This is a genomic window from Marinitoga sp. 1135 (assembly GCF_013363245.1).
In the GTDB taxonomy this organism is placed as follows: Bacteria; Thermotogota; Thermotogae; order Petrotogales; family Petrotogaceae; genus Marinitoga; species Marinitoga piezophila.
This window is the reverse complement of record NZ_LBEZ01000003.1, coordinates 384,725-406,887: the sequence shown is the minus strand read 5'-3', so window position 1 is coordinate 406,887 and position 22,163 is coordinate 384,725. Positions and strand designations below refer to the sequence as shown.

Here is a 22,163-nt window from a genome sequence, read left to right as displayed (position 1 = left end):
TTTATGATTCCAGAGGAGGAATATTATGCATAAAATTCTTATTATTGACGACTCGCCAGAAATTGTTATGTTGTATGAAAAAATGATACATAGCTTCTTAAGCGATGATGAATATATTAATACGATAATTTACACCACAGAAGAATTAAACAAATTTATTAATGAAGAAGAAAATTTCAAAGAAAGATTTTCACTTATAATTAGCGAAATAGAATTACACGGTGAAAATATTGTCAATTCCCTTGAAATATTAAGGGCATATCAACCTAAAACGCCATTATATGTTGTAAGTAATAAAATGAATCTTAATTATATTAAATCGGCATTTAAAATAGGGGTTGTTGATTGGATAGAAAAGCCTATAGTACCTGAGGAATTTTCAATAATGCTGGCAGAATCTATCTTTCAAGGAGAAACATTTGAATCGAAATACAGAAAATTAAGAGGAGAAATAATGAAGTTTTCTCCAGAAAACAGCAATCTTGAATTTTTTATCCTTGAAGATAAAATAAGTAAATTAATGGGAGATAATCCCAATAGATATGAAAGTCATATGTTATTGGGTTTTTTGTACTGGAAGAAATTGAAAAACATAACTCTTTTAAGAAAACATTATAAAGCAGCATTGGCATTATCAGATGGGGTTATTAAGGATAAAGATTTGCAAAATACTATAGAAAGTGTTTTGGAGGATTTTGAAAATGAAAAATAAAATGAAATATATAATAATAATAGGCTGTGGAAGATTGGGATCCGAATTAGCGAGAAAGTTTTCTAAAGAACACAATGTAATAGTTGTTGACAAAGATCCAGAAGCATTGGAAAGATTAAAAAAATACAACTTTACAGGATTTTCAATGGTTGTAGATAGTTCTGATATAGTTATTTTAGAACAGGTAAAAGCAGAAAAAGCAGATTTGATATATATAGTAACTCCTGATGATAATTTAAACTTTATGCTTGCCAATGCATGTAATACATTATACAAATCAAAAAATGCAAATCTTCAAATAATAGCAAGGGTTAATGATCCGCAGAAAAAAAATCTTTTTGAAAAAGCAGGACTCAATATATTCTGTCCTATAGAACATGCTGTTGATGAATTAATAGGAAATGAAGGTGTTGCATTATGAAAAACAAAATCTTTTATATAATTGAAGGAAATACGATAGCCTATTCTATTGTTAGAAATCTTTTATATCAGGGACATAACGTTTATTATATATCCTCAAAACCTCAAAATGTTAATAGAATATTATCTTTAAAAGCCTATTATGCCAATCTTGAAGGTATTTTGCACGATCCAACAGAAGTTAGCTTTCTGGAAAGCCTTGATATGGCGCCAAATAGGGTTGGAGGCGTAATATCCTTATCTGATGATGATGCGCTTAATTTTGTTGTTTCGTGGGTAATAAAAAACCTATATGAAGATATCAGAGTAATATCTCTTGTAAATTATCCAGAAAATGAAAAACTATTTTTAAATAATCATATTGAAACGGTAAGTATTACAAATTGGATTGAAAAATTAATAGAGGCATCAATTGAGTATCAAACAAATTTAAGCTTCTTCAATCCATATGCAGATAAACTGGCAATAATAGAAGTTAGAATAAAAAAGCAGGATTATATAGCCAATAAAAAATTAAAAGATGTTCATTTGCCAGAGAACTCAATTGTAAGTATGCTAATAAGAAATGAAGAAATATTCGTTCCTCAGGGAAATACAGAAATATTACCTGGAGATAAGCTTGTTATATTCTCATTAAAACACAAAGTTCCAGAAGTAAAATTAAAACTCTTGAAGGGATGAAAGTAAATGCCAAAATACCTTTCAAATCTAAAACATAGATATAAATTAATATTTAAAAACACAGGCACTATGCTAATATACTTTGGGATAGCCTTGATGTTATTTGGAACATTAGCGATAATCTTATATAAAGATCTTCCATCATTTTATAGTTTTTTTGAAACAGGGTTAATAACTGTTTTTACAGGTGCATTCTTTATATTGCTTAGCTGGGGAACAGAAAACGCACCAATAAACATTCAGGATGCAATAGTAATAATATTTCTTGTGTGGACATTATCAATATTCTTTTCAGCATTGCCATTTGTATTTTCTGGAATATTAAATATACATCATGCAATATTTGAATCTACGAGCGGATGGACCACAACAGGTTTAACCCTTGTAGATGTGACAAAAATTCCCAAAATATTTCTTATCTGGCGAAGTTTAATGCAATATTTTGGTGGTGCTGGCTTTGCGTTAATAATGGTTATAGCAACTGGAGCACTTGGCGTCGGTTTATACCAGGCGGAAGGAAGAACGGATAACGTTGTTCCGAATTTGCGAGATTCAGCAAAGATAATTTTTGGAATTTATCTTTCATGGGCTGGAATAGGAATAATATTATTAACAATTTTAGCTCATATGAGTTTCTTTGATGCATTTAATCATACATTAACAGCTTTAGCAACAGGAGGATTTTCGACAAAAATAGATAGTGTAGGAGAGTTTAATAATCCTGTTGCAGAAATAATAATAATGGTATTAATGATAGCTGGTGGAACAGGCTTTGGTGTTCATTATGCAGCATTAAGAAGAGGAGATTTATTTAAAAAGAATCCGGAACCTAAAACAATGTTTTTTATTTTATTATTTTCAATTCCCATGATAGCCTATTTTACAACAGATAAATTATACGGCCCTTTAAATGGTATAAGACATTCTGCGTTTCAGGCTATTTCGGCATTAACGGGAACAGGTTTTTCAACTGTGACCTTTAATAACTGGAATAATATGGGATTATTGATTATGACAATATTAATGATACTTGGTGGTATGATGGATTCAACTTCAGGTGGATTGAAATTATTCAGGGTATTTGTTATATGGAAGATAATAGTACATCAAATTAAAACATACTTTAAACCTGAAGGAAGCATATTTCATATAGAAGTTTACAAAGGAATATCCAAAAAAAGAATCTCCTATGACACATTAAAAGATGTTATAGCGGTTGTATTTATGTATTTTATTGTTTATACAATAGGTGTAATGGTATTATTGGGATACGGCTATTCAATGGAAGATTCTCTTTTTGAATATGCATCAGCATTATCAGCAGTTGGACTATCAATTGGAATAACAACTCCAGATTCTCCGCTTGGAGTTATCTGGATTGAGACAATAGGTATGTATTTAGGTAGACTTGAGTTCTTTGTAATATATTTTGCAATTATAAAAATGATAAGAGATATTAAAGATATAATAGAAATAAAGATACAGGAATTTCGAGGAGGTGAATCCTTTTAAAGGGTAGTTTATGGCGAAGTATAAGCGGTTTAAAGGAACACAGGATATATTTGGTGATGAAACAAAGTACTGGTATTATATAGAAAAGATTGCAAGGGATACATTTATAAAGTATGGATTTAAAGAAATTAGAACACCTATAATAGAGCCAACAGAATTATTTACAAGGAGTGTAGGTGAAACTTCAGATATAGTAAAAAAAGAAATGTATACATTTGAAGATAAAGGAAAAAGGTCAGTTACATTAAGGCCAGAAGGCACAGCTTCTGTTGTAAGAGCATATATAGAAAATTCCATGATAAATCTTGGTTCACCGATAAAACTATATTATATGGGGCCAATGTTTAGATATGAAAAACCTCAAGCAGGACGTCAAAGACAATTTCATCAAATAGGGGTAGAAATTTTTGGTACAGACACACCAATTTCTGATGCGGAAACAATAATATTGGCTGATGAATTGTTAAAAGCATTTGGGTTGAAAAATTATAAAATAAAAATAAACAGTATAGGATGTCCAAAATGCCGTCCAAAATATAGGGAAGCATTAAAAAAATATTTTAAACCACATCTTGAAAATATGTGTAAGGATTGTCAGACTAGATACGATACCAATATAATGAGGTTGTTAGATTGTAAAGTAGATAGAGAAATATCAAAAGATGCACCATCTATTTTAGATTATCTATGCGATGAATGTAAATCACATTTTGAAAGTGTAGTAAAATACCTTGATGAAATGGGAATTAGTTATGAAATAGATCCAAAAATCGTTAGAGGATTGGATTATTATTCAAGAACAGCATTTGAAATTGTTCATTATGGATTAGGAGCTCAATCTGCTATACTTGGTGGTGGAAGATACAATTCTCTTGTTGAAGAATTAGGAGGAAAAGAAACTCCAGCAATAGGATTTGCCCTGGGAGTTGAAAGGATAATACTTGCATTAAAAAGCGAAGAAGTTGAAGTCGAAAATCCAGAAGAAATCGATGTATATGTTGCATATTCTGGAGAAAATACAGATATTGAAGCATTGAAACTTTCAAGAAACTTAAAAAAAGAAGGCTTGAGGGTTTTCCTTAATATTTCAGATAGAAGTTTAAGAAATCAATTAAAACATGCAAATAAGATGGGAGCAACATTTGTAGCAATAATAGGAGAAAAAGAAAGAGATGAAGAAACAGTTTCAATAAAAAATATGAAAACCGGGGAACAATTTGAAGTTGAAAGGTATTGGGTTCCTCAAATATTAAAAGAAAAAAATACTATGGAGTGATTCAATGATACTTTTAAACCCAATGATAGTTTTTTTAGGGATGATAATGTATATCATTCCATACTTATGGCCATTAAGCTTTGCCATAACAATGTTTATATATCATATACTTTTAAAAAACAGGGATGTACATGTAAAAAGAATAAAAGCATATTTTAAAAACTCAAATATAGATAATGAAGATATAAAAAGAATAAAAACAAACAATTCTATATCTTATCTAATTGCATATCTACTGTCTTATCTTGGATTTACACTGATCTTTATAAAAATATCAAATAGGTTTGAGAAATTGTATGCAAGCGTTCATAATATTGAAGAGTTAAAAAATATAGATGTATATATTCCTGATAGCGAAATATTTTTATTTGTTTTATTTCTGTTATTATTATGGCTAACCTATATAAAAATAATTAACAGATTAATAAGAGATCAGTTTATATTGCAGAACTTTGAGATTCAGCATAACTTAATTGATAAAGCTCCATTAAAATATAGAGATGCCAATGCCGTTGTAATATTAAGAATAGTAACCTTTAATCTTTATGAATGGTTTTTATTATTGTCCTTAATAAAAGAAACAAACACATTATATATATTAAGTGAAACATATAAAAAAGAATCATTTGAAAATAAAACAATTGAAGATAATAATTATGAAAAAACAACAGGTAAAAAAGAGGATATAGTTTCAGAAATAAAGAAGATTAAATTTGAAAATAAAAATGAATTATTAAGCTATATCTTTTCAAAAATCTCAAAACTTGATATAACAGAGAAATTTAAAATATTATCAGAATTAAAAAATCAGGATATTATAGATGATGAAGATATTAAAAAGATAAAAAAATTATTTTAAAATTATATTTACAAAAAATTTACTTGACATGTTTTGAAATTATTAATATAATAATACCGATTTAGTCTTAAAAAAATGGCTGTCTTGTGAAAACAATCAAGGAGGTATAAAAATGACAAGAGATGAACTTTTTGAAAAGGTAAAAGAAATTATAGTTGAAACACTTAATGTTGATGAAGAAGACGTAACTCTCGATGCATCTTTTACAGACGACTTAGATACAGATTCATTAGAACTTGTTGACTTAACAATGGCATTTGAATCTGAACTTGGAGTATCTATCGAAGACGAAGAACTTGAAAATATAAGAACTGTAGAAGATGTTGTTAACTCACTTGCAGAAAAATTAAATATAGACGAAGAATAATACCTCACAGGGGAAGCAGTCGCTTCCCCTGTTCTTTTTTGTAAAAGAAAATTTAAATTAATATAAAATTTTGAAGGAGGTTTAAAATGGCGAAAAAGTATATTGTAGTAACAGGTGGAGTTCTTAGTGGAATAGGTAAAGGAATTGTTTCGGCATCCATAGGAAGAATTTTAAAAGATGCTGGAATAAAGGTTAATTCCTTAAAAATTGATCCATATTTAAACGTTGATGCTGGAACAATGAATCCAAATCAGCACGGAGAAGTTTTTGTAACTGAAGATGGATATGAAGCAGATCTTGATCTTGGGCATTATGAAAGATTTTTAGGAATTGATATGAAACGTTTTAATAACATTACAGCAGGACAGATATTTAAATCAATAATAGAAAAAGAGCGTGAAGGTAAATATCTTGGTGCAACAGTACAGATGGTACCTCACGTAACTGAAGAAATAAAAAATAGAATAAAAAGCATAGATGCTGATTTGTTAATGATAGAGATAGGCGGAACAGTTGGGGATATTGAAGGAGAAATATTCCTTGAATCAGTGAGAGAATTATCTCTTGAAGAAGGAATAGAAAACTTTTTCTTTATTCATGTAACCTTTGTACCATATTTGAGAGTTACCAATGAATTTAAAACGAAGCCAACACAACAATCAGTTCAATTATTAAGAAAAATAGGTATTCATCCAAACATGCTAATAATCAGAACTGAAAAAACAATAGATTCACCGAGTTTAGATAAAATAGCATTATTTGCTGGAATAGATAGAAAGTATGTTATAAACCTTCCAGATGCAGATAACGTATATGAAGTACCGGAAAAATTATATTACATGGGAATTCAAAAAATAATAGCAGAGAAATTAAATTTAAAAATAAAAGACACATTAAACTGGAATTATCCAAAAACATTTGCACCAATAAAAATAGCCATGGTTGGTAAGTATCTTGGTACAGATGATGCATATAAAAGCATAATAGAAAGTATATTCTTAAGTGGAGCAGAAAAACCTGAACTTATAGATTCACAAATACTCGAAGAATTATCAGAAGAAGAAGCAAAGGAATTATTATTAAAATATGATGGTATAATAATACCGGGTGGATTTGGAAAAAGAGGAATAGAAGGAAAGATAAAAGCGGTAAAAATTGCAAGAGAAAACAAAATACCATTATTTGGAATATGTCTTGGAATGCAGATTATTGTAATTGAGTTTGCAAGAAATGTGGGAAATTTAGAAAACGCAAATTCTTCTGAATTTAATCCTGAAACCCCATATCCTGTAATAGACATAATGGAAGAACAGAAAAAAGTATTAAAATTAGGCGGGACAATGAGATTGGGAGCTCAGGATACAAAAGTATTTAAAAATACCAGATTATATGAAATTTATAAAAAAGAAAATATCAGCGAAAGACATAGACATAGATATGAAGTTAATTTAGAAAAATTCAAAGAATTATTTGCATATCCAGACGAAGAAAACAAAGAAAACAAATTAATAATATCCTCAAAATCTGAATTTGTTGAAGCTGTTGAAATAGAAAATCATCCATTCTTTATAGGCGTTCAATATCATCCAGAATTAAAATCAAAAGTTGGGGTGCCTCACCCAATATTTAAATCATTTGTTGAAACAATAATAAAATTGAAGGAGAAATAATTCATACATGCAAATACTAATTCTTGCAATAATATTAGCAGCATACTTTTTATTTATATACTTAATAGAAAAAAAGTATTCGTTAGAAAGAGCTTCGACTATAAAAATAATATTTTCATTAATTTTAATTCCTATTGCGGGATTAAAATTATATACTTTTAATCTGCAATATTTAAAATTGCTTAGTGTGTTCGTGGTTTATGGAATAGCGATTATAACTTTGCCAGAAAAAATAATAAAAAGTGATGGACTTAGAATATATTTAAACAAAAATCTTGTCTTTTTAATTCCTTTATCAGCAGCCATTACAGAAGAGGTTTTATTTAGAGGAATATTAAATACATATTTAATAAAAATATTAAATATGGAATTTTATAGCGTCTTAATCTCTTCTTTCTTATTTGCAATGGTTCATATATTTAATGTAATAAATGGTATGGAAAAGAAAAAATATTTTTTTATTTCTTTTCCTTTGCGTTTTGGTTTTGGATTGTTTTTTTCCTATATTTATTTTGAATACGGAATTATAAATGCTATATTATTACATTTTTTAATAGATTTTCCGGCATTATACAGAATATATAATAAAAGGCATCAGAGATTTTTCTGATGCCTTTTTCTCTTTGAAAAATAAAAGCAATAAACTTTCAAAAATTATATGTTATTATCTTGTTGTAAAAGAACTATGAAAGAAGGGTAAAAATGGACAGAATACTGCTTATATTGGGAATATTATTAATAATAGGCTTTTTCTCTGTAATTTCAATTTTTTTCAAACTTTTCATATCAATTCTTGTATTAATACTGAGAAATCCTATATTATTGCTTTTTGTTGTTTTGGGGATCTATATTTTATCAAAAAATGTAAGAGTTAGATACTATAGATATGGGCCGTATAGGAGAAATACATATGGCGGAAATTACAGGCAATATAGACAAACCAGCAATTCTTCTGATTCAGGACAATATTATGGTTCTCAAAATTATTATGAATTAAGACAAAAATTTGATTATTATAGAAATATATTTGGATTATCGGAAAACTTCACAAAAGATGAATTGAAAAAAAGATTCAGGGATTTAACAAAGCAATATCATCCGGATAGATGTAAAGATGGAAAAGAAATATGCGAAGAAAAGTTTAAACAGATTAACGAAGCATATGAATTCCTGTCTAAATATGCAAGAGATAATTAATCATACAGGAGGTGATTCCCATTACTATCTGGGGAAAGGTATTTCAACGTTTTAATCCTATTGATGAGATCATAAAACATGCCCGTATTGTAGAAGAGGCATCGGATTATCTTCCAGAACTTTTTAAAAGATATTTAAATCAGGAAAATATCGAAGATCTCGTCGAAAAAATTGATAAACTTGAGGACGATGCAGACGACATTAAAAGAAATTTCAGGCAATTATTAAAAAAAGGGCATCTTTACAGATTTGAACGTATTGAACTCCTGGAATTTATAGATTTACAGGATTCAATAATCGATCTCATTGAAGATGTAGCGAAAAAAATGACATTTAATCAAATAGAATTAGAAGAAGAACATAAAGAAATTATTTTTTCTGTTGTAAATGAAATAGAAAAAATGCTTGATCATTTCAAAAAAACCATAAAATATCTAAAAATAATCTTAAGTTCTGACTTTTCTAAAGAAACAGTTTCAATAGAAGAGCAGGATATAAAAGAAATGAAATGGTTTGAAAAAGATGTAGATAATAAATTATTTAAATTTGGGAAATGGCTTTATTCCCAGAAAAATACAATGAATCCTATTGATTTCCTTTACTTAAGGGAATTAATATTATTACTTGCTCGTATAGCTGATGTTACTCAAAACGTATGTGATAGAGTACATATATTAATAAATGAGTAAAGGAGGATAAATCCGTGACTACAATATTAATTATAGGATTATTAATAGGATTTGGAATGGCACTTGCAATTGGTGCCAATGATGTTGCTAATTCGATGGCTACTGCTGTTGGTGCAAAGGCTATTACACCAAAACAGGCTGTATTAATTGCAGGGGTTTTAGAATTTGTTGGCGCTACATTTTTTGGGAAACAGGTTACTGAAACAATAAGAAAGGGAATATTGCACCTTGATTTACTTGCTGATCCAAAAGTGGTTATCTGGGGGTCAATGGCTGCTTTAATAGGGGCTACAATATGGTTAATGATAGCAACCTATTTCTCATGGCCAGTTTCAACCACTCATTCCATTGTTGGAGGTATGGTGGGTTATGGAATTGCCGCAGGTGGTCTAGCAGTTGTAAATTGGGGTAAAATAGTAACCATTACATTGAGCTGGATTATCTCACCTCTTGTTGGTTTGCTGGTTTCCTTCTTTATGTTTAAAGCTATCTCTGCAACTATTCTCCACAGTAAAGACATAAAAAGAAATTCGAAAATCTGGATACCTTTCTTTCTTGGCCTTGCCGCATTTATAATAGGACTTTCATTTATTGTAAAAACCCTTCATATGTCAATTACTTTAAAAACTATAATATGGGCCGCATTATTTGGTGCATTTATTTCTGTAATAATAATGATTTATATAATAGCCAAAATGAAAAACGTTACAGATGATCCATATCAGTATGTCGAAGAAATATTTAGAAAATCTCAGGTTGTAACTTCATGTTATGTTGCTTTAGCTCATGGCGCAAATGATGTTGCAAATGCAATAGGGCCAGTAGCTGCAATATATGCAGCTGTTGTAACAGGAACAGTAGGTGCAAAAGCAGAAATTCCAAGATATATACTTGCAATGGGAGGGCTTGGTATAGCAATTGGTGTTGCAATCTGGGGCCAGAGGGTTATGAAAACAGTAGGTACAGAAATTACAGAATTAAATAATTCAAGAGGGTTTACAATAGACTTTTCTACAGCAACAACAGTATTAATAGCGTCAAACATGGGAATGCCAATTTCCACAACACATACTGTAGTTGGTTCTGTTATAGGTAATGGACTTGCAAGGGGTGTTGGTTCAATAAATCTTGGAGTTATAAAAGATATATTTGTTTCATGGTTCCTTACAGTTCCAGCGGCAGCAGTAGTTTCATTTTTGATGTATAAATTATTTGCGATGTTTATGTAAATACATAATAAATATGACGTCAAATTTTAATACTGTTTAAAAATTTTGAATTATAGATGTGATAAAATAGGCTTACCATTAAAGGTGAGCCTATTATTTTTATTGACATAGAGAGGGAGGTTTTAGTATGAAAAATGCTATATATGCACAATCAGGAGGAGTTACCAGTGTAATAAATGCATCAGCATATGGTGTAATAAAAGCTGCATTAAATGCAGAAGAAATTGATAATATCTATGTTGCAATCAATGGAATTAATGGTGTGTTTAATGAAGAGTTAGCAGATATGGGGAAAGAAGATCCAGAACAAATAGAATTATTAAAGTTTACTCCATCAAGTGCTTTTGGTTCATGTAGAAGAAAATTAAAAGAAGAAAGTGAATTTGAGGAAATATTTAGAATATTTGACAGGTATAACATAAAGTACTTCTTTTATAATGGTGGAAATGATTCAATGGATACAGCAAATAAAATCCATCAATACGCACAGAAAATAGGATATGATATCAAAGTAATGGGAGTACCAAAAACGGTAGATAATGATTTACCTGAAACAGATCATACACCAGGATTTGGTTCTATTGCAAAATATCTTTCTGTTGCTATTTTAGAAGGAACATTAGATGTAAAAAGCATGGCTGCAGATTCCACAAAAGTATTTATTTTAGAAACAATGGGAAGGCATGCAGGATGGGTTGCGGCTTCTACAGCGCTTGCCAAAAGGCATGAAAGTGACGGACCACACATTATATTATTGCCAGAAGTTCCTTTTAATAAAGAAAAGTTTTTTGAAAAAGTGGAAAAAACAATTGAAAAATACGGCTATTGTTCAATTGCAGCTTCAGAAGGAATAAAATATGCAGATGGAACATTCGTTGCAGCTCGAGGATATAAAGATAATTTTGGAAATGTTCAATTAGGTGGAATTGGTTCAACGCTTGCTAATCTTATAAGAAGCGAATTGGGTATTAAAACACATTATGCAGTGCCTGATTATTTACAGAGAAGTGGAAGACACATTTCAAGTCAGGTAGATGTAAATGAAGCAATTGAAGTTGGAGCAATGGCCGTTAAATATGCATTAGAAGGCAAAAGTGGATATATGGTTGGAATTGAAAGATTAATGAATTCTCCATATATGAGCACAACAAAGTTAATTCCTTTAGATAATGTGGCAAATGAAACAAAACTTATTCCACCAGAATTTATAACAGAAGATGGAATGTTTGTAAATGAAAAATTCATTGAATATGCGTTACCTTTAATAGAAGGAGAATATTATCCACCATATTTAAATGGTATTCCATTATATGCACGATTAAAATTAAATAGGATTTAAAAAATAATAAATAAAAAATGGTCGATTATAAAAAATCGACCATTTTTTTAATTTTGTGATATAATTGAATTAAAGATGTATTAATAATTTTTAGGGGGCGGTATTATGAAACGATTGTATAAAATTGTATGGCTGGGTATGATATTGATATTATTAGCAGGATGTTTTTTAAGAAATACAGCACCGTTAAAACCGTATGAACCATTTCCTGCAAATAATTCAACAAATGTTGCAACGGAAATAACATTAAAATGGAATTGCCAGGATTCAGATAACGATAAATTACTATATAACGTATATCTCTCAGAATCCAATGGAAATTTAACTCCAGTAGAAGTGGATTATCCAAAAACTGAAATAAAATACACAAATTTACATCCAGATACATTATATAAATGGAAAGTTGTTGCAAAGGATAATAGAGGAGGGATTACAGAAGGACCAATATGGTATTTTAAAACAATAAGCGAAAAGGAAAAAGAAAATGATGTTTATAAAAACTTAGAAATCGTTTTCTTGACGCCAGAAAATGGTCAAACAATATCTCAAACAGATGAAGCAACCTTGGAATGGAAAATGAATAAAGATGATTTTAAGGTTAAAGAATATAGCATATATTTTGGAGATAATCCCATTCCACCGTTAGTAAAAGAACATTATAAAGAAAAATATTTTTATTTAAGTCATTTAAAATCTGGAAAGAGATATTATTGGAAAATAATATCTTATGGTGAAGATGGTGGATTTGTGGAATCAAAAACGCAATATTTTTATACAAAACAGGTAGAAATTCCGGGTAATCATTCACCAGCTATAGACTTAATATCTCCGGAAAATAATATAACATTAGAAAGTACAAATACAGTAAAAATAATCTGGGACAGTAAAGATCCGGATAATGATAAATTAACATATAATGTATATTTTGGAGATTTTCCTTTACCCTCTTTAATAAAAGTGGATTATGATTCAACAAGCTTAATAATATCAGATCTTAAAGAAAATAAAAAATACTATTGGAGAATTCAGGTAAAAGATTCCAGAGGTGCATTAACAGAGTCTGACACTTACTATTTTATTATAGAACATAGTGGGGATAATCCGGAAAATACTGATCCAGCTATAGATATAATAAGTCCTTTAAACAGTGAAACATTGATTAGCACTGATACAGTAGTACTGGAATGGAAAGGATCAGATATAGATGGTGACCAGATTAAATATGATGTATATTTTGGAGATATATCAAGCCCTCCATTAATAGAAAGTGGATATGAAAAAACAACAATTACAATACCAAATTTAGAAGAAGATAAAATATATTATTGGAGAGTAATAGCAAAGGATAATAATGATGGTGAAACAGATAGTGGAGTATATAAATTTAAAACCAATAAAGAAATGGAAGAAAATAATCATATTCCGGTAGTAACAAAGGAAAGTCCTGATGATGGGGAAGAATATAGTTATGAAACAACAGAAATAGAATTAAAATGGGAAATAAGTGATGAAGATGGAGATGAAGTAAAATCAGATATATATTATGGAGAACAAAAGAATCCACCGTTAGTACAGGTGAGCAGTGAAAGTACAGGTTACATAATTCCAGTAGAAAGAGGTAAAACATATTATTGGAAAATAAGAGTGAATGATGGACGAGGCGGCATAAGCGAAACAGGAATAAGTTCAGTAACAGTTGCCGAAAAACCAAACAATGTACCATCAATAAGTATAGTAAATCCAATGAATAATGAAACAGTAGAAAGTACTGATACAGTAGTATTGGTATGGAATGGATTGGATATAGATGGAGATCAGATAAAATATGATATATATTTTGGAGATATATCAAGTCCACCATTGGTAGAAAGTAGTTATGAAAGCACAACAATAACTATATCAAATTTAGAAGAAGATAAAACATATTACTGGAAAGTAATAGCAAATGATGGAAATCGTGGAGAAACAGAAAGTGCAATTTATAAATTTAAAACAAATTCACCACCAGAAGATCCTGTATTAACTTCTCCTGATAACCTGGAAAAAGTATATGAAAATTCTGTTATTTTAAACTGGAATGAAGTAGTAGATAAAGACAACGATACTGTAGTTTATGATTTATATACAAGTACTGTATCTACAAATACTCTTGCAATTACTGCATCGGATTTAACAACAAATTCCTATACTATTTCATTGACTACAGATGTTCTATACTGGCAAATAGTTGCAAAAGACGAACACGGAGCTAAAAGCTTCAGTGAAATATATACTATAAGACATATAGTTCCAGGAACATTAAAGTTCAAAATAGATACAGGTGGGAATTATATTGCAGCAAATCCTGTAATAGACGATGAAGGAAATATATATATAACCTATTCATCCTCAAGTACTGAAAATACAAAAACATATGTTTCAAAGTATAATTCAAATGGTAATTTGGAATGGAATACAATGCTTGTTTATTTTGTAGTACAAGGGAGTATGATAGACGATTTTCTGGCGGGGTATAGTTTAATGAAAGGTTATGATGGGAATATTTATACTACATTACGAGGAAACGGTTCCTCTATGGTTGCAATTGATTCAGATTTGGGATTTGTGAAATGGTCTATTCCAGATATTGCCTCTAATTTATTCCCATATTTTACAAGTATAGAAGATGGTAATTTGTATTTTATAGGCAAAGATGAAACAGCAGGGAATCTTATTGATGCAACATTATTTGTAACATATGAAAGTGGTTCCTGTTCTACTACAACTATTAATGCCAATACATCGGATGTTTCAGGGATAATCTCAGCTAAAATAGAAGGAGTAGATTATTTGTTTATACCATTTGGAGGTTCTAACCCAGGTGTAATAAAGTTGGATGCTTATTTTGGTGAAAAAACAACTGAAGGATTTAAAGCAGCATATGGAGTGATATATAGTAATTATAACAATGAAAACTATCTTATAACTAGTTTTACTACTGGAGATGATTATTCGATTGCTTATTATAATATAGATACAGAATTTTCTACAGATACAATTATGTCTGATCCGCCATCATCAGTTGGATTTAATCCGGGAATGCCGGTTGTAGGAAGTGATGGAACAATTTATGCAGTTTATTATGATAAATTATATGCAGTAAATCCGGATCTTACTGAAAAATGGTCAATAACCTTACCAAATGGTGATCATATATTTTCACGTTCTCCAGCAGTAGGAAGTGATGGAACAATTTATGTTTTAACTGACACAAAATTATATGCATTTAATCCAGGAGATGGAAGTGAAAAATGGGTATTTACACTTGATTCTGGAGACTATACATATTTTCAAAGTCCAATAATATCAAATGATGGAACAATTTATTTTTCTACTTATAATGGTTATATTTATGCAATATATGATAATATAACAGGACCGGATTCGTCAAGCTGGCCAATGATAGGCAAAAATTCAATGGGTGTTTATTGAAAATAACAGGGACTTTTCAGGTCCCTGTTATTTTTTCATGTTATAATAATAATATAAGTAAAATTTTAAAATAAAAAGGTGATATAATGCCAGACTTTAAATTATATTCAAAATATAAACCTCAGGGTGATCAACCAGAAGCAATAGATAAATTAGTTAAAGGAATAAAAAAAGGATATAGATTTCAAACGTTATTAGGGGTCACCGGTTCAGGCAAAACATTTACCATGGCCAATGTAATAGAGAGATTAAACAGGCCTACTTTAATATTATCCCCAAATAAAATACTTGCTGTTCAATTATACAGAGAATTTAAGGAGTTTTTCCCTGAAAATAAAGTTGAATTCTTTATAAGTTATTACGATTATTATCAGCCAGAAGCATATATACCAACAAGAGACATGTATATAGAAAAAGATGCAAGTATAAATGAAATTCTTCAAAAAATGCGATTATCCACATTAAAATCTGTATTAACCAGAAGGGATGTTATAGTGGTATCCAGTGTTTCGGCTATATATGCATCTGGAAATCCTGAAGATTTTGCCAATATAAATTTAAAAATAAAAGTAGGAGAAGAATATAATAGACGATTTATTTTAGAATCACTTGCAAAAATGCTTTATAATCGCTCAGAAGATAAACATACAGGCGGTAATTTTAGATTTAAAGGGGATATACTCGAAATATATCCACCATATGAAGATTTTGGAATTAGAATAGAATTTTTTGATGATGAAGTTGAAAAAATATACTCATTTGATATATTAAACAGAACTAAGATTGAAAGTTTTGATAAAATTACCATTTATCCTGCAAGCGAATTTGTTACCACTGAAGAAAAGATAATGAGAGCAACTCAGTCTATTCGCGAAGAACTGGAAGAAAGACTGAAAGAATTACAAAAAGCAGGTAAATTACTTGAAGCACAAAGATTAAAACAAAGAACATTAATGGATATAGAATTACTGGAAACATTGGGGCATTGTAAAGGAATAGAAAATTATTCAAGGCATTTTGATATGAGGAAACCTGGAGAACCGCCCTGGACATTACTTGATTACTTTGACGATGATTTTATTACATTTATAGATGAAACGCATATAGCTATTCCTCAGCTTAGAGCAATGTGGGCAGGAGATCATTCCAGAAAAAGAAATCTTATAGAATACGGTTTTAGACTTCCGTCAGCATTTGACAATAGACCGCTGAAATTTGATGAATTTATATCGAAAATTCGCCAGACAATTTTTGTTTCTGCAACACCGGGATCATTTGAATTTGAGCATTCTGAACAAGTAGTAGAGCAAATAATCAGGCCTACAGGCCTTATTGATCCAGAAGTAATTGTTCGTCCTACAATGGGTCAGGTGGACGATTTTATTGCAGAATTAAAGAAAATAATATCTCGAAATGAAAGAGCAATAGCTGTTGTATTAACCAAAAAAGATGCAGAAATGCTTTCTGATCATTTAAATTTGCTTGGAATAAAAGCTACCTACCTTCATTCTGAATTAGATGCAATAGAAAGAGCTGAAGTTATTAGAAAACTAAGAAGTGGTGAAATTGATGCGGTAATAGGTGTTAATCTTTTAAGAGAAGGTCTTGACTTACCAGAAGTTTCGCTAGTTGCTATAATGGATTCTGATAGAGAAGGTTTTTTACGTTCAGAAACTACATTAATTCAGACTATAGGACGTGCAGCAAGAAATATAAATGGAAAGGTAATATTATATGCAGATAAAATTACTGAAGCAATGCAAAAGGCAATATATGAAACAAATAGAAGAAGAAAGATTCAGATGTATTATAATGAAAAAAATAATATAATTCCTAAAAGTATTATTAAGGAATTACCTAAAAATATTTTTGAACAATTCATGGAAAAAACAGAAAAACCGGAATTTATCTTTGAAGTAGCAGAAGGAACAACACCGGAAGAATATATTCAATTATTAGAAGCAGAAATGTTTAAAGCGGCTTCAGAATTAAGATATGAAGATGCTGCAAAATATAGAGATGAAATAAAAAGGGTAAAGAAAAAATATAGAATAAAATAAAAGATAGGAGGTTAAAGATGGATAAAAAGTACAAGGATTTACAGTTTTATAAGTTTTGTGCTTATGGATTTTTGAAAAATTTGCGATTTTTTGAGCCTTTTCTTGTTTTGTTTTTTCTTGAAAAAGGGCTTAACTTCTTTCAAATAGGTACGCTTTATTCAATAATGAAAATTGCGACAAATATTCTTGAAATTCCAACTGGGATTATTGCTGATTCTGTTGGTAGAAGGCGATCTATGGTATTTTCTTTTTCAAGTTATATAATTTCTTTCATTATTTTTTATTTTTCTAAAAGTTATACTATTTTTGCATTTGCGATGATTCTTTATGCTTTTGGTGAGGCATTTAGAACAGGAACGCATAAAGCTATGATTTTTGAATATTTAAAAATCAAAGGCTGGGAAAATATGAAGGTTCATTATTATGGTAATACAAGATCATGTTCACAGCTGGGATCTGCTATTTCATCTTTAATAGCCGGTGGTATTGTATTTTATTCTGGAAAGTATCAAACTATATTTTTATTTACGATAATTCCGTATATTTTTGATTTAATTCTAATGCTCACTTATCCAAAGGAATTAGATGGAACGCTTGAAAGATTTGATTTTAAAGAGTTTACCAATTCATTTAAAAAGGTAATTAAAGAATTTGCTGTGGCATTTAAAAGTGCAAGATTATTTGGAAGCATTTTAATAAGTTCATCATATACAGGTTATTATTCTGCAGTAAAAGACTTTTTGCAACCTATGTTGAAATCATTTGCAATATCTTTACCAATATTTATGAGTTTAAGTGAAGATAAACGCTCTTCGCTGGTAATTGGTATAGTATATTCGGTAATATATTTTCTTACATCTTTTGTATCAAGACGTTCTGGTAAGTTTGCTGAAAAGTTTAAAACATATTTGAAGCCGCTGGTATTAACAATGAGTCTGGGGTTTGTTTTTGGAATATTAAGTGGAATAACCTATGAATTTAAATTATTTACAATTTCTATTATCTTTTACCTTGGAATATATTTAATAGAAAATTTAAGGAAGCCTATAAGCGTAGCCTATATTTCAAATAATATAGATAATAATATTCTTGCTTCTGTACTTTCAGTTGAATCGCAATTTAAAACTCTTTTAACAGCGATATTAACTCCTGTTATAGGATATTTAGCAGATTTGATAGGAATAGGTTATGCATTAAGTATAGTCTCTATTGGTTTAATAGTTTTGACTCTTATTTCTTTAAAGTTTGCAGCTCATAATGAGATTTAATAATAAAATAGCGAGCTTGAATAAACAAGCTCGCTATTTTATTATACCAACAGATAAATTGATATTATTTCTTTTTGGAAGTATTTCAATAACTTTTGGTTGATATTTCTTTTTAAAGACGGTTCTATCAAGATAGGCAATTACTCCATATGAAATCGATATTCCAATTATCCCTGATACAAAAGCATAAGTATCGCTTTTTGTAATAAAATATGCAATAACTAAAAATAGAATAAACATTATAAGAGGAAAGCCATATATAATGAATGAAATTTTGGATACAGAAAATTCCGGTAATTCTATTACAACATAATCTCCAATTGAAGGCATTTTTTCAAATTGAGATTTATTAATTTTCATGGTTCTTTGTGAACTTCCAGCACTACATGCTCCATTTAGAGTACATGTTTCACATGCGGAACTCATGTTGCTAATAAGATATACATTATTGTCTTCTATGTTTCCAACCATAAATACTTCTCGCATATTATTCCTCCGCGTCAATGCTTACTATTATTTTTGAAATAATAGTACTTTTATATTTTTCTGTAATAATATAACTTTCCTGAGTTAAAAAATAAGCTCTTACATATGATTTGTATTTTGCAATATCCTCTTCTAAGTTTTCATCAAAGTCCACATTTTCTCCATCTAATATCATATTAATTAATTCTAATTTCTTTTCGTCTATCATAAGAGGCCTTCCTCCTTGAGAAGTTTTTGGAATTTCTTCCTTGCATAATGCAAACGGCTCTTTACACTTCCAAGCGGTTTATTTAATTTCTTGGCAATTTCATCATAACTAAGACCGTCAATATCTCTTAATTTAATAAGGGTTTTATCTTCCTCAGATAATTTATCCATGATTTTAATGATTTTGTCCATTTCCATTTCATCAAAAACTTCATTTGAGACGTTTACATCAGAATGTGGTTGGATTCCAACGCCTTCTGTATAATTTTCAGTAAGATCAATATTTTCCACAGGGTTTTTAATTTTCTTTCTTATGAAATCCTTTCCAACATTAATAGTGATTTGATAAATCCATGTCGAAAGCTTTGAATCCCCTCTAAATGTATGGATTCCTTTAAATATCTTGTAAAATACCTCTTGAAGAGCATCTTCAATCTCATTTGGTCCAACATAATTTTTGAGGGTTACATATATTTTGGGTGCATATTGATTGTATAACTCTTCAAAAGCTTCTTTATCTTTAGCTTTTAATCTTTCAATTAATTTTTTTTCTGTCAAAAAAGATCACCTCTTTGTGGTTTTTAAATATTATACCACAAAAGAGGTTTATTCCTTATTATTAGACTTTTAATTTTTTATTTTGTTCAAAAAGTTTAATATAATTTATTTTCTGATTTCCAATATTACGTTTTGAAGATATAAATTACCAAGATGAGATAAAAATACAGGTTTTTCAGGATCTGAAATATCATAAATTAATAATCCATTTTCTCCGTCTGCAACGTATAAATAATTTTTATAAATATATCCTCCATAGCAGAATCCTTTTGTGTCTATTTGAGATAATAATACAGGTTTTTCAGGATTGGATACATCTATTAAAGCAAATCCTTTTTCTCCTTTGGCATAGAATACAATGTTATTATCATAAAATACTCTTCCCCATTCTGATTTTATAGTTAGTTTTGAAATTAATTTTGGATGTATTTTATCTTTTACATTTATAATCTTTAACCCGTGATCGCCATCAGCAAGATAAGCTATGTTATTATGAACTACAATATTATATGCAAAACCATCAGCGTCAAAGAAGCTTACTAATTTTGGGATTCTTGGATCAGAAACATCAACAATTACAAATCCATCATATCCCATTGAAATATATGCATAATTATCCTCTACAAAAATTCTTCCAGAAGTTCCTTTTAAATCGAGATAACTTAATGATTCTAAAGAATAATCTTTATTTATTTTTACAACTTCCATTCCAGAGTTTCCTTCAAGAATATATGCAATATCTCCTTTTACAAATATTGAATATACCTTTCCAAAGGTTTTTAGTTTAGCAACTTTTTTCGGATGTTTTAAATCGGTGATATCTGCAACAACAAAACCATTTATCCAATCTGCTATATATGCATGTGTTTCTTTTACATAAAGTCCTACAGCCCAGCCTTCTGTATAAACATGATTTATAATTTTTGGATTTTTAGGATCTGTTACATCTATAATAAACATTCCCATTCCGCTACCTGTTGTATGAATATATTTCTTTTCAATTATTTCTTTTTGTATTTCTTTTTGTGGAATAGTTTCTAATTTTTCTGTTGCTTCTGTTGTTTCTATTATTTCTAATGTAGAGGTGGGTTCATTGGTTATAATAGTGGTGCTTTCAATGGTAATATCTTCTTCACTTTGTGTTTCTGTAGCATTTTCGGTAATTATTTCAGAGTTTTCCAGAGGTTTGGTTGTAAAATTCCAGATAGAGCTTTCTTTTTCTTCATTATCAGATTTTGCAATAACTTTCCAGTAATATGTTTTTCCTGGATCTAAAGATAATTCATAGAATTGGTATCCTAAGTTTTGAGCTACTGGTGTAAAATCGTCTGGGTTTAATCCCATATAAACGTCAAATAAAGCTTCTTTACCTGCGTATTGCCATTCTAATTTTACATTTGTTTCTATATTAGTTGCGTTATTTGTTGGTTTTGGGTTGAAAGGTGTTCCTAATTCTTTTAAAGATTTTGTCTGGAAAGCCCATACTTCCCCATAGGTAATTCCGCCATGTTCATCTTTGGCGACAACCTTCCAGTAATATCTTGCATCTTCTTTTAAGTTAACTTCTAAAGAATTTTCTGTAGTGTTTGAAGCTAAAAGTTTTAAAGTATCAATTGATCTGCCAAGATATACGTCATAATATATTTTATCCCCATCAAGATCTTCGCATTGCCAGGATAAAGTGGTAATCACAGGAACATTAGAACTTCCATCTTTTGGTGTGGGATTATATGGTTTTAAAGGAATAGAATTTTCTGTTGAAAAAAACCATATATCACTTTCTGTGGAATCTTTTTTATCTTTTGCAACAACTTTCCAATAATATGTTTTGTTATAATTTAATACTCTGGAGAATGAAGTTTCAACTAAATCTGTTGCAATGGGTGTGAGATTATCCTTTTCTGTTGATAAATATAAATCATATTTTAAGGAATCACCATCAGGATCATTCCCGGCCCATGAAAAAACAATATTTACAGGCAGATCAATGGATCCGTTTTTTGGTGTGAATAATTCAGGTATAGATGGTGGTTCGTTTTTCATTATTATAGGAATAACAACAATTGCGGTCATCAATATTACAAATGCTGAAGCGGCAGCTATAATCAATTTTAGTTTCAAGTTCCTCACCCCTGGATTTTAATTTTTTTTCAATGAATTAT

Annotated in this window: 20 protein-coding genes; 16 read left to right on the top strand and 4 right to left on the bottom strand. The window is 29.7% G+C overall.

Annotation, left to right across the window (positions count from 1 at the left end; all coding sequences use genetic code 11):
* Positions 1-25 precede the first annotated feature (25 nt).
* The 16 genes from XO10_RS03365 to XO10_RS03290 all read left to right on the top strand — a co-directional run bounded on the left by XO10_RS03365 (position 26) and on the right by XO10_RS03290 (position 18,750).
* Positions 26-712 carry a response regulator gene (locus XO10_RS03365; RefSeq protein WP_014296168.1) on the top strand — a complete coding sequence of 229 codons (687 nt, stop codon included), beginning with the start codon at positions 26-28 and terminating at the stop codon, positions 710-712.
* Entirely contained in the window at positions 702-1,133 is a 432-nt protein-coding gene (locus tag XO10_RS03360) for an NAD(P)-binding protein (protein ID WP_014296167.1), read from the top strand. Before XO10_RS03365 ends, XO10_RS03360 begins: the two co-directional genes overlap by 11 nt.
* Positions 1,130-1,813 carry a TrkA family potassium uptake protein gene (locus tag XO10_RS03355; protein WP_014296166.1) on the top strand — a complete coding sequence of 228 codons (684 nt, stop codon included), beginning with the start codon at positions 1,130-1,132 and terminating at the stop codon, positions 1,811-1,813. The genes XO10_RS03360 and XO10_RS03355 overlap by 4 nt, the downstream gene beginning before the upstream one ends.
* Positions 1,814-1,819: 6 nt before the next feature.
* Positions 1,820-3,325, top strand: a complete 1,506-nt coding sequence (locus XO10_RS03350; protein ID WP_014296165.1) for a TrkH family potassium uptake protein — start codon at positions 1,820-1,822, stop codon at positions 3,323-3,325.
* 10 nt (positions 3,326-3,335) lie between these two features.
* A complete protein-coding gene (gene hisS / locus XO10_RS03345; protein ID WP_014296164.1) occupies positions 3,336-4,601 on the top strand; it encodes a histidine--tRNA ligase in 1,266 nt (421 codons plus the stop codon).
* A gap of 4 nt (positions 4,602-4,605) precedes the next feature.
* Positions 4,606-5,460, top strand: a complete 855-nt coding sequence (locus tag XO10_RS03340; protein ID WP_014296163.1) for a hypothetical protein — start codon at positions 4,606-4,608, stop codon at positions 5,458-5,460.
* A gap of 112 nt (positions 5,461-5,572) precedes the next feature.
* A complete protein-coding gene (gene acpP / locus XO10_RS03335) occupies positions 5,573-5,827 on the top strand; it encodes an acyl carrier protein (RefSeq protein WP_014296162.1) in 255 nt (84 codons plus the stop codon).
* Positions 5,828-5,913: 86 nt separating this feature from the next.
* Positions 5,914-7,497 (top strand): CTP synthase, encoded by a 1,584-nt coding sequence (locus XO10_RS03330; protein WP_014296161.1) that lies wholly within the window; start codon positions 5,914-5,916, stop codon positions 7,495-7,497.
* Between the two features lie 7 nt (positions 7,498-7,504).
* Positions 7,505-8,107, top strand: coding sequence for a CPBP family intramembrane glutamic endopeptidase (locus tag XO10_RS03325; RefSeq protein WP_175418159.1), 603 nt, complete (start codon positions 7,505-7,507; stop codon positions 8,105-8,107).
* 92 nt (positions 8,108-8,199) lie between these two features.
* Positions 8,200-8,694 carry a J domain-containing protein gene (locus XO10_RS03320; protein WP_014296159.1) on the top strand — a complete coding sequence of 165 codons (495 nt, stop codon included), beginning with the start codon at positions 8,200-8,202 and terminating at the stop codon, positions 8,692-8,694.
* Positions 8,695-8,705: 11 nt separating this feature from the next.
* Positions 8,706-9,383 carry a DUF47 domain-containing protein gene (locus tag XO10_RS03315; RefSeq protein ID WP_014296158.1) on the top strand — a complete coding sequence of 226 codons (678 nt, stop codon included), beginning with the start codon at positions 8,706-8,708 and terminating at the stop codon, positions 9,381-9,383.
* Between the two features lie 56 nt (positions 9,384-9,439).
* Positions 9,440-10,612 carry an inorganic phosphate transporter gene (locus XO10_RS03310; protein WP_083635706.1) on the top strand — a complete coding sequence of 391 codons (1,173 nt, stop codon included), beginning with the start codon at positions 9,440-9,442 and terminating at the stop codon, positions 10,610-10,612.
* Between the two features lie 127 nt (positions 10,613-10,739).
* Positions 10,740-11,951 carry a 6-phosphofructokinase gene (locus XO10_RS03305; protein WP_175421118.1) on the top strand — a complete coding sequence of 404 codons (1,212 nt, stop codon included), beginning with the start codon at positions 10,740-10,742 and terminating at the stop codon, positions 11,949-11,951.
* A 105-nt stretch (positions 11,952-12,056) separates the two neighbouring features.
* Positions 12,057-15,422 carry a PQQ-binding-like beta-propeller repeat protein gene (locus XO10_RS03300; RefSeq protein ID WP_014296155.1) on the top strand — a complete coding sequence of 1,122 codons (3,366 nt, stop codon included), beginning with the start codon at positions 12,057-12,059 and terminating at the stop codon, positions 15,420-15,422.
* 86 nt (positions 15,423-15,508) lie between these two features.
* On the top strand, positions 15,509-17,482 hold the full coding sequence (gene uvrB, locus XO10_RS03295; RefSeq protein ID WP_014296154.1) for an excinuclease ABC subunit UvrB: 1,974 nt from the start codon (positions 15,509-15,511) through the stop codon (positions 17,480-17,482).
* A gap of 17 nt (positions 17,483-17,499) precedes the next feature.
* Positions 17,500-18,750: an MFS transporter gene (locus XO10_RS03290; protein WP_075780374.1), complete on the top strand. Its 1,251-nt coding sequence runs from the start codon at positions 17,500-17,502 to the stop codon at positions 18,748-18,750.
* 33 nt (positions 18,751-18,783) lie between these two features.
* Here the strand turns inward: XO10_RS03290 and XO10_RS03285 are convergent, their stop codons facing one another.
* The 4 genes from XO10_RS03285 to XO10_RS03270 form a co-directional block, all read right to left on the bottom strand.
* The gene (locus tag XO10_RS03285; protein ID WP_014296152.1) at positions 18,784-19,236 is read right to left on the bottom strand and encodes a SoxR reducing system RseC family protein; all 453 of its coding nucleotides are present in this window, start codon (positions 19,234-19,236) and stop codon (positions 18,784-18,786) included.
* A gap of 1 nt (position 19,237) precedes the next feature.
* A complete protein-coding gene (locus XO10_RS03280; protein ID WP_014296151.1) occupies positions 19,238-19,444 on the bottom strand; it encodes a hypothetical protein in 207 nt (68 codons plus the stop codon).
* A complete protein-coding gene (locus XO10_RS03275; protein ID WP_014296150.1) occupies positions 19,441-20,001 on the bottom strand; it encodes an RNA polymerase sigma factor in 561 nt (186 codons plus the stop codon). The genes XO10_RS03280 and XO10_RS03275 overlap by 4 nt, the downstream gene beginning before the upstream one ends.
* A 105-nt stretch (positions 20,002-20,106) precedes the next feature.
* Positions 20,107-22,122: a hypothetical protein gene (locus tag XO10_RS03270; protein WP_175421117.1), complete on the bottom strand. Its 2,016-nt coding sequence runs from the start codon at positions 22,120-22,122 to the stop codon at positions 20,107-20,109.
* Positions 22,123-22,163 lie beyond the last annotated feature (41 nt).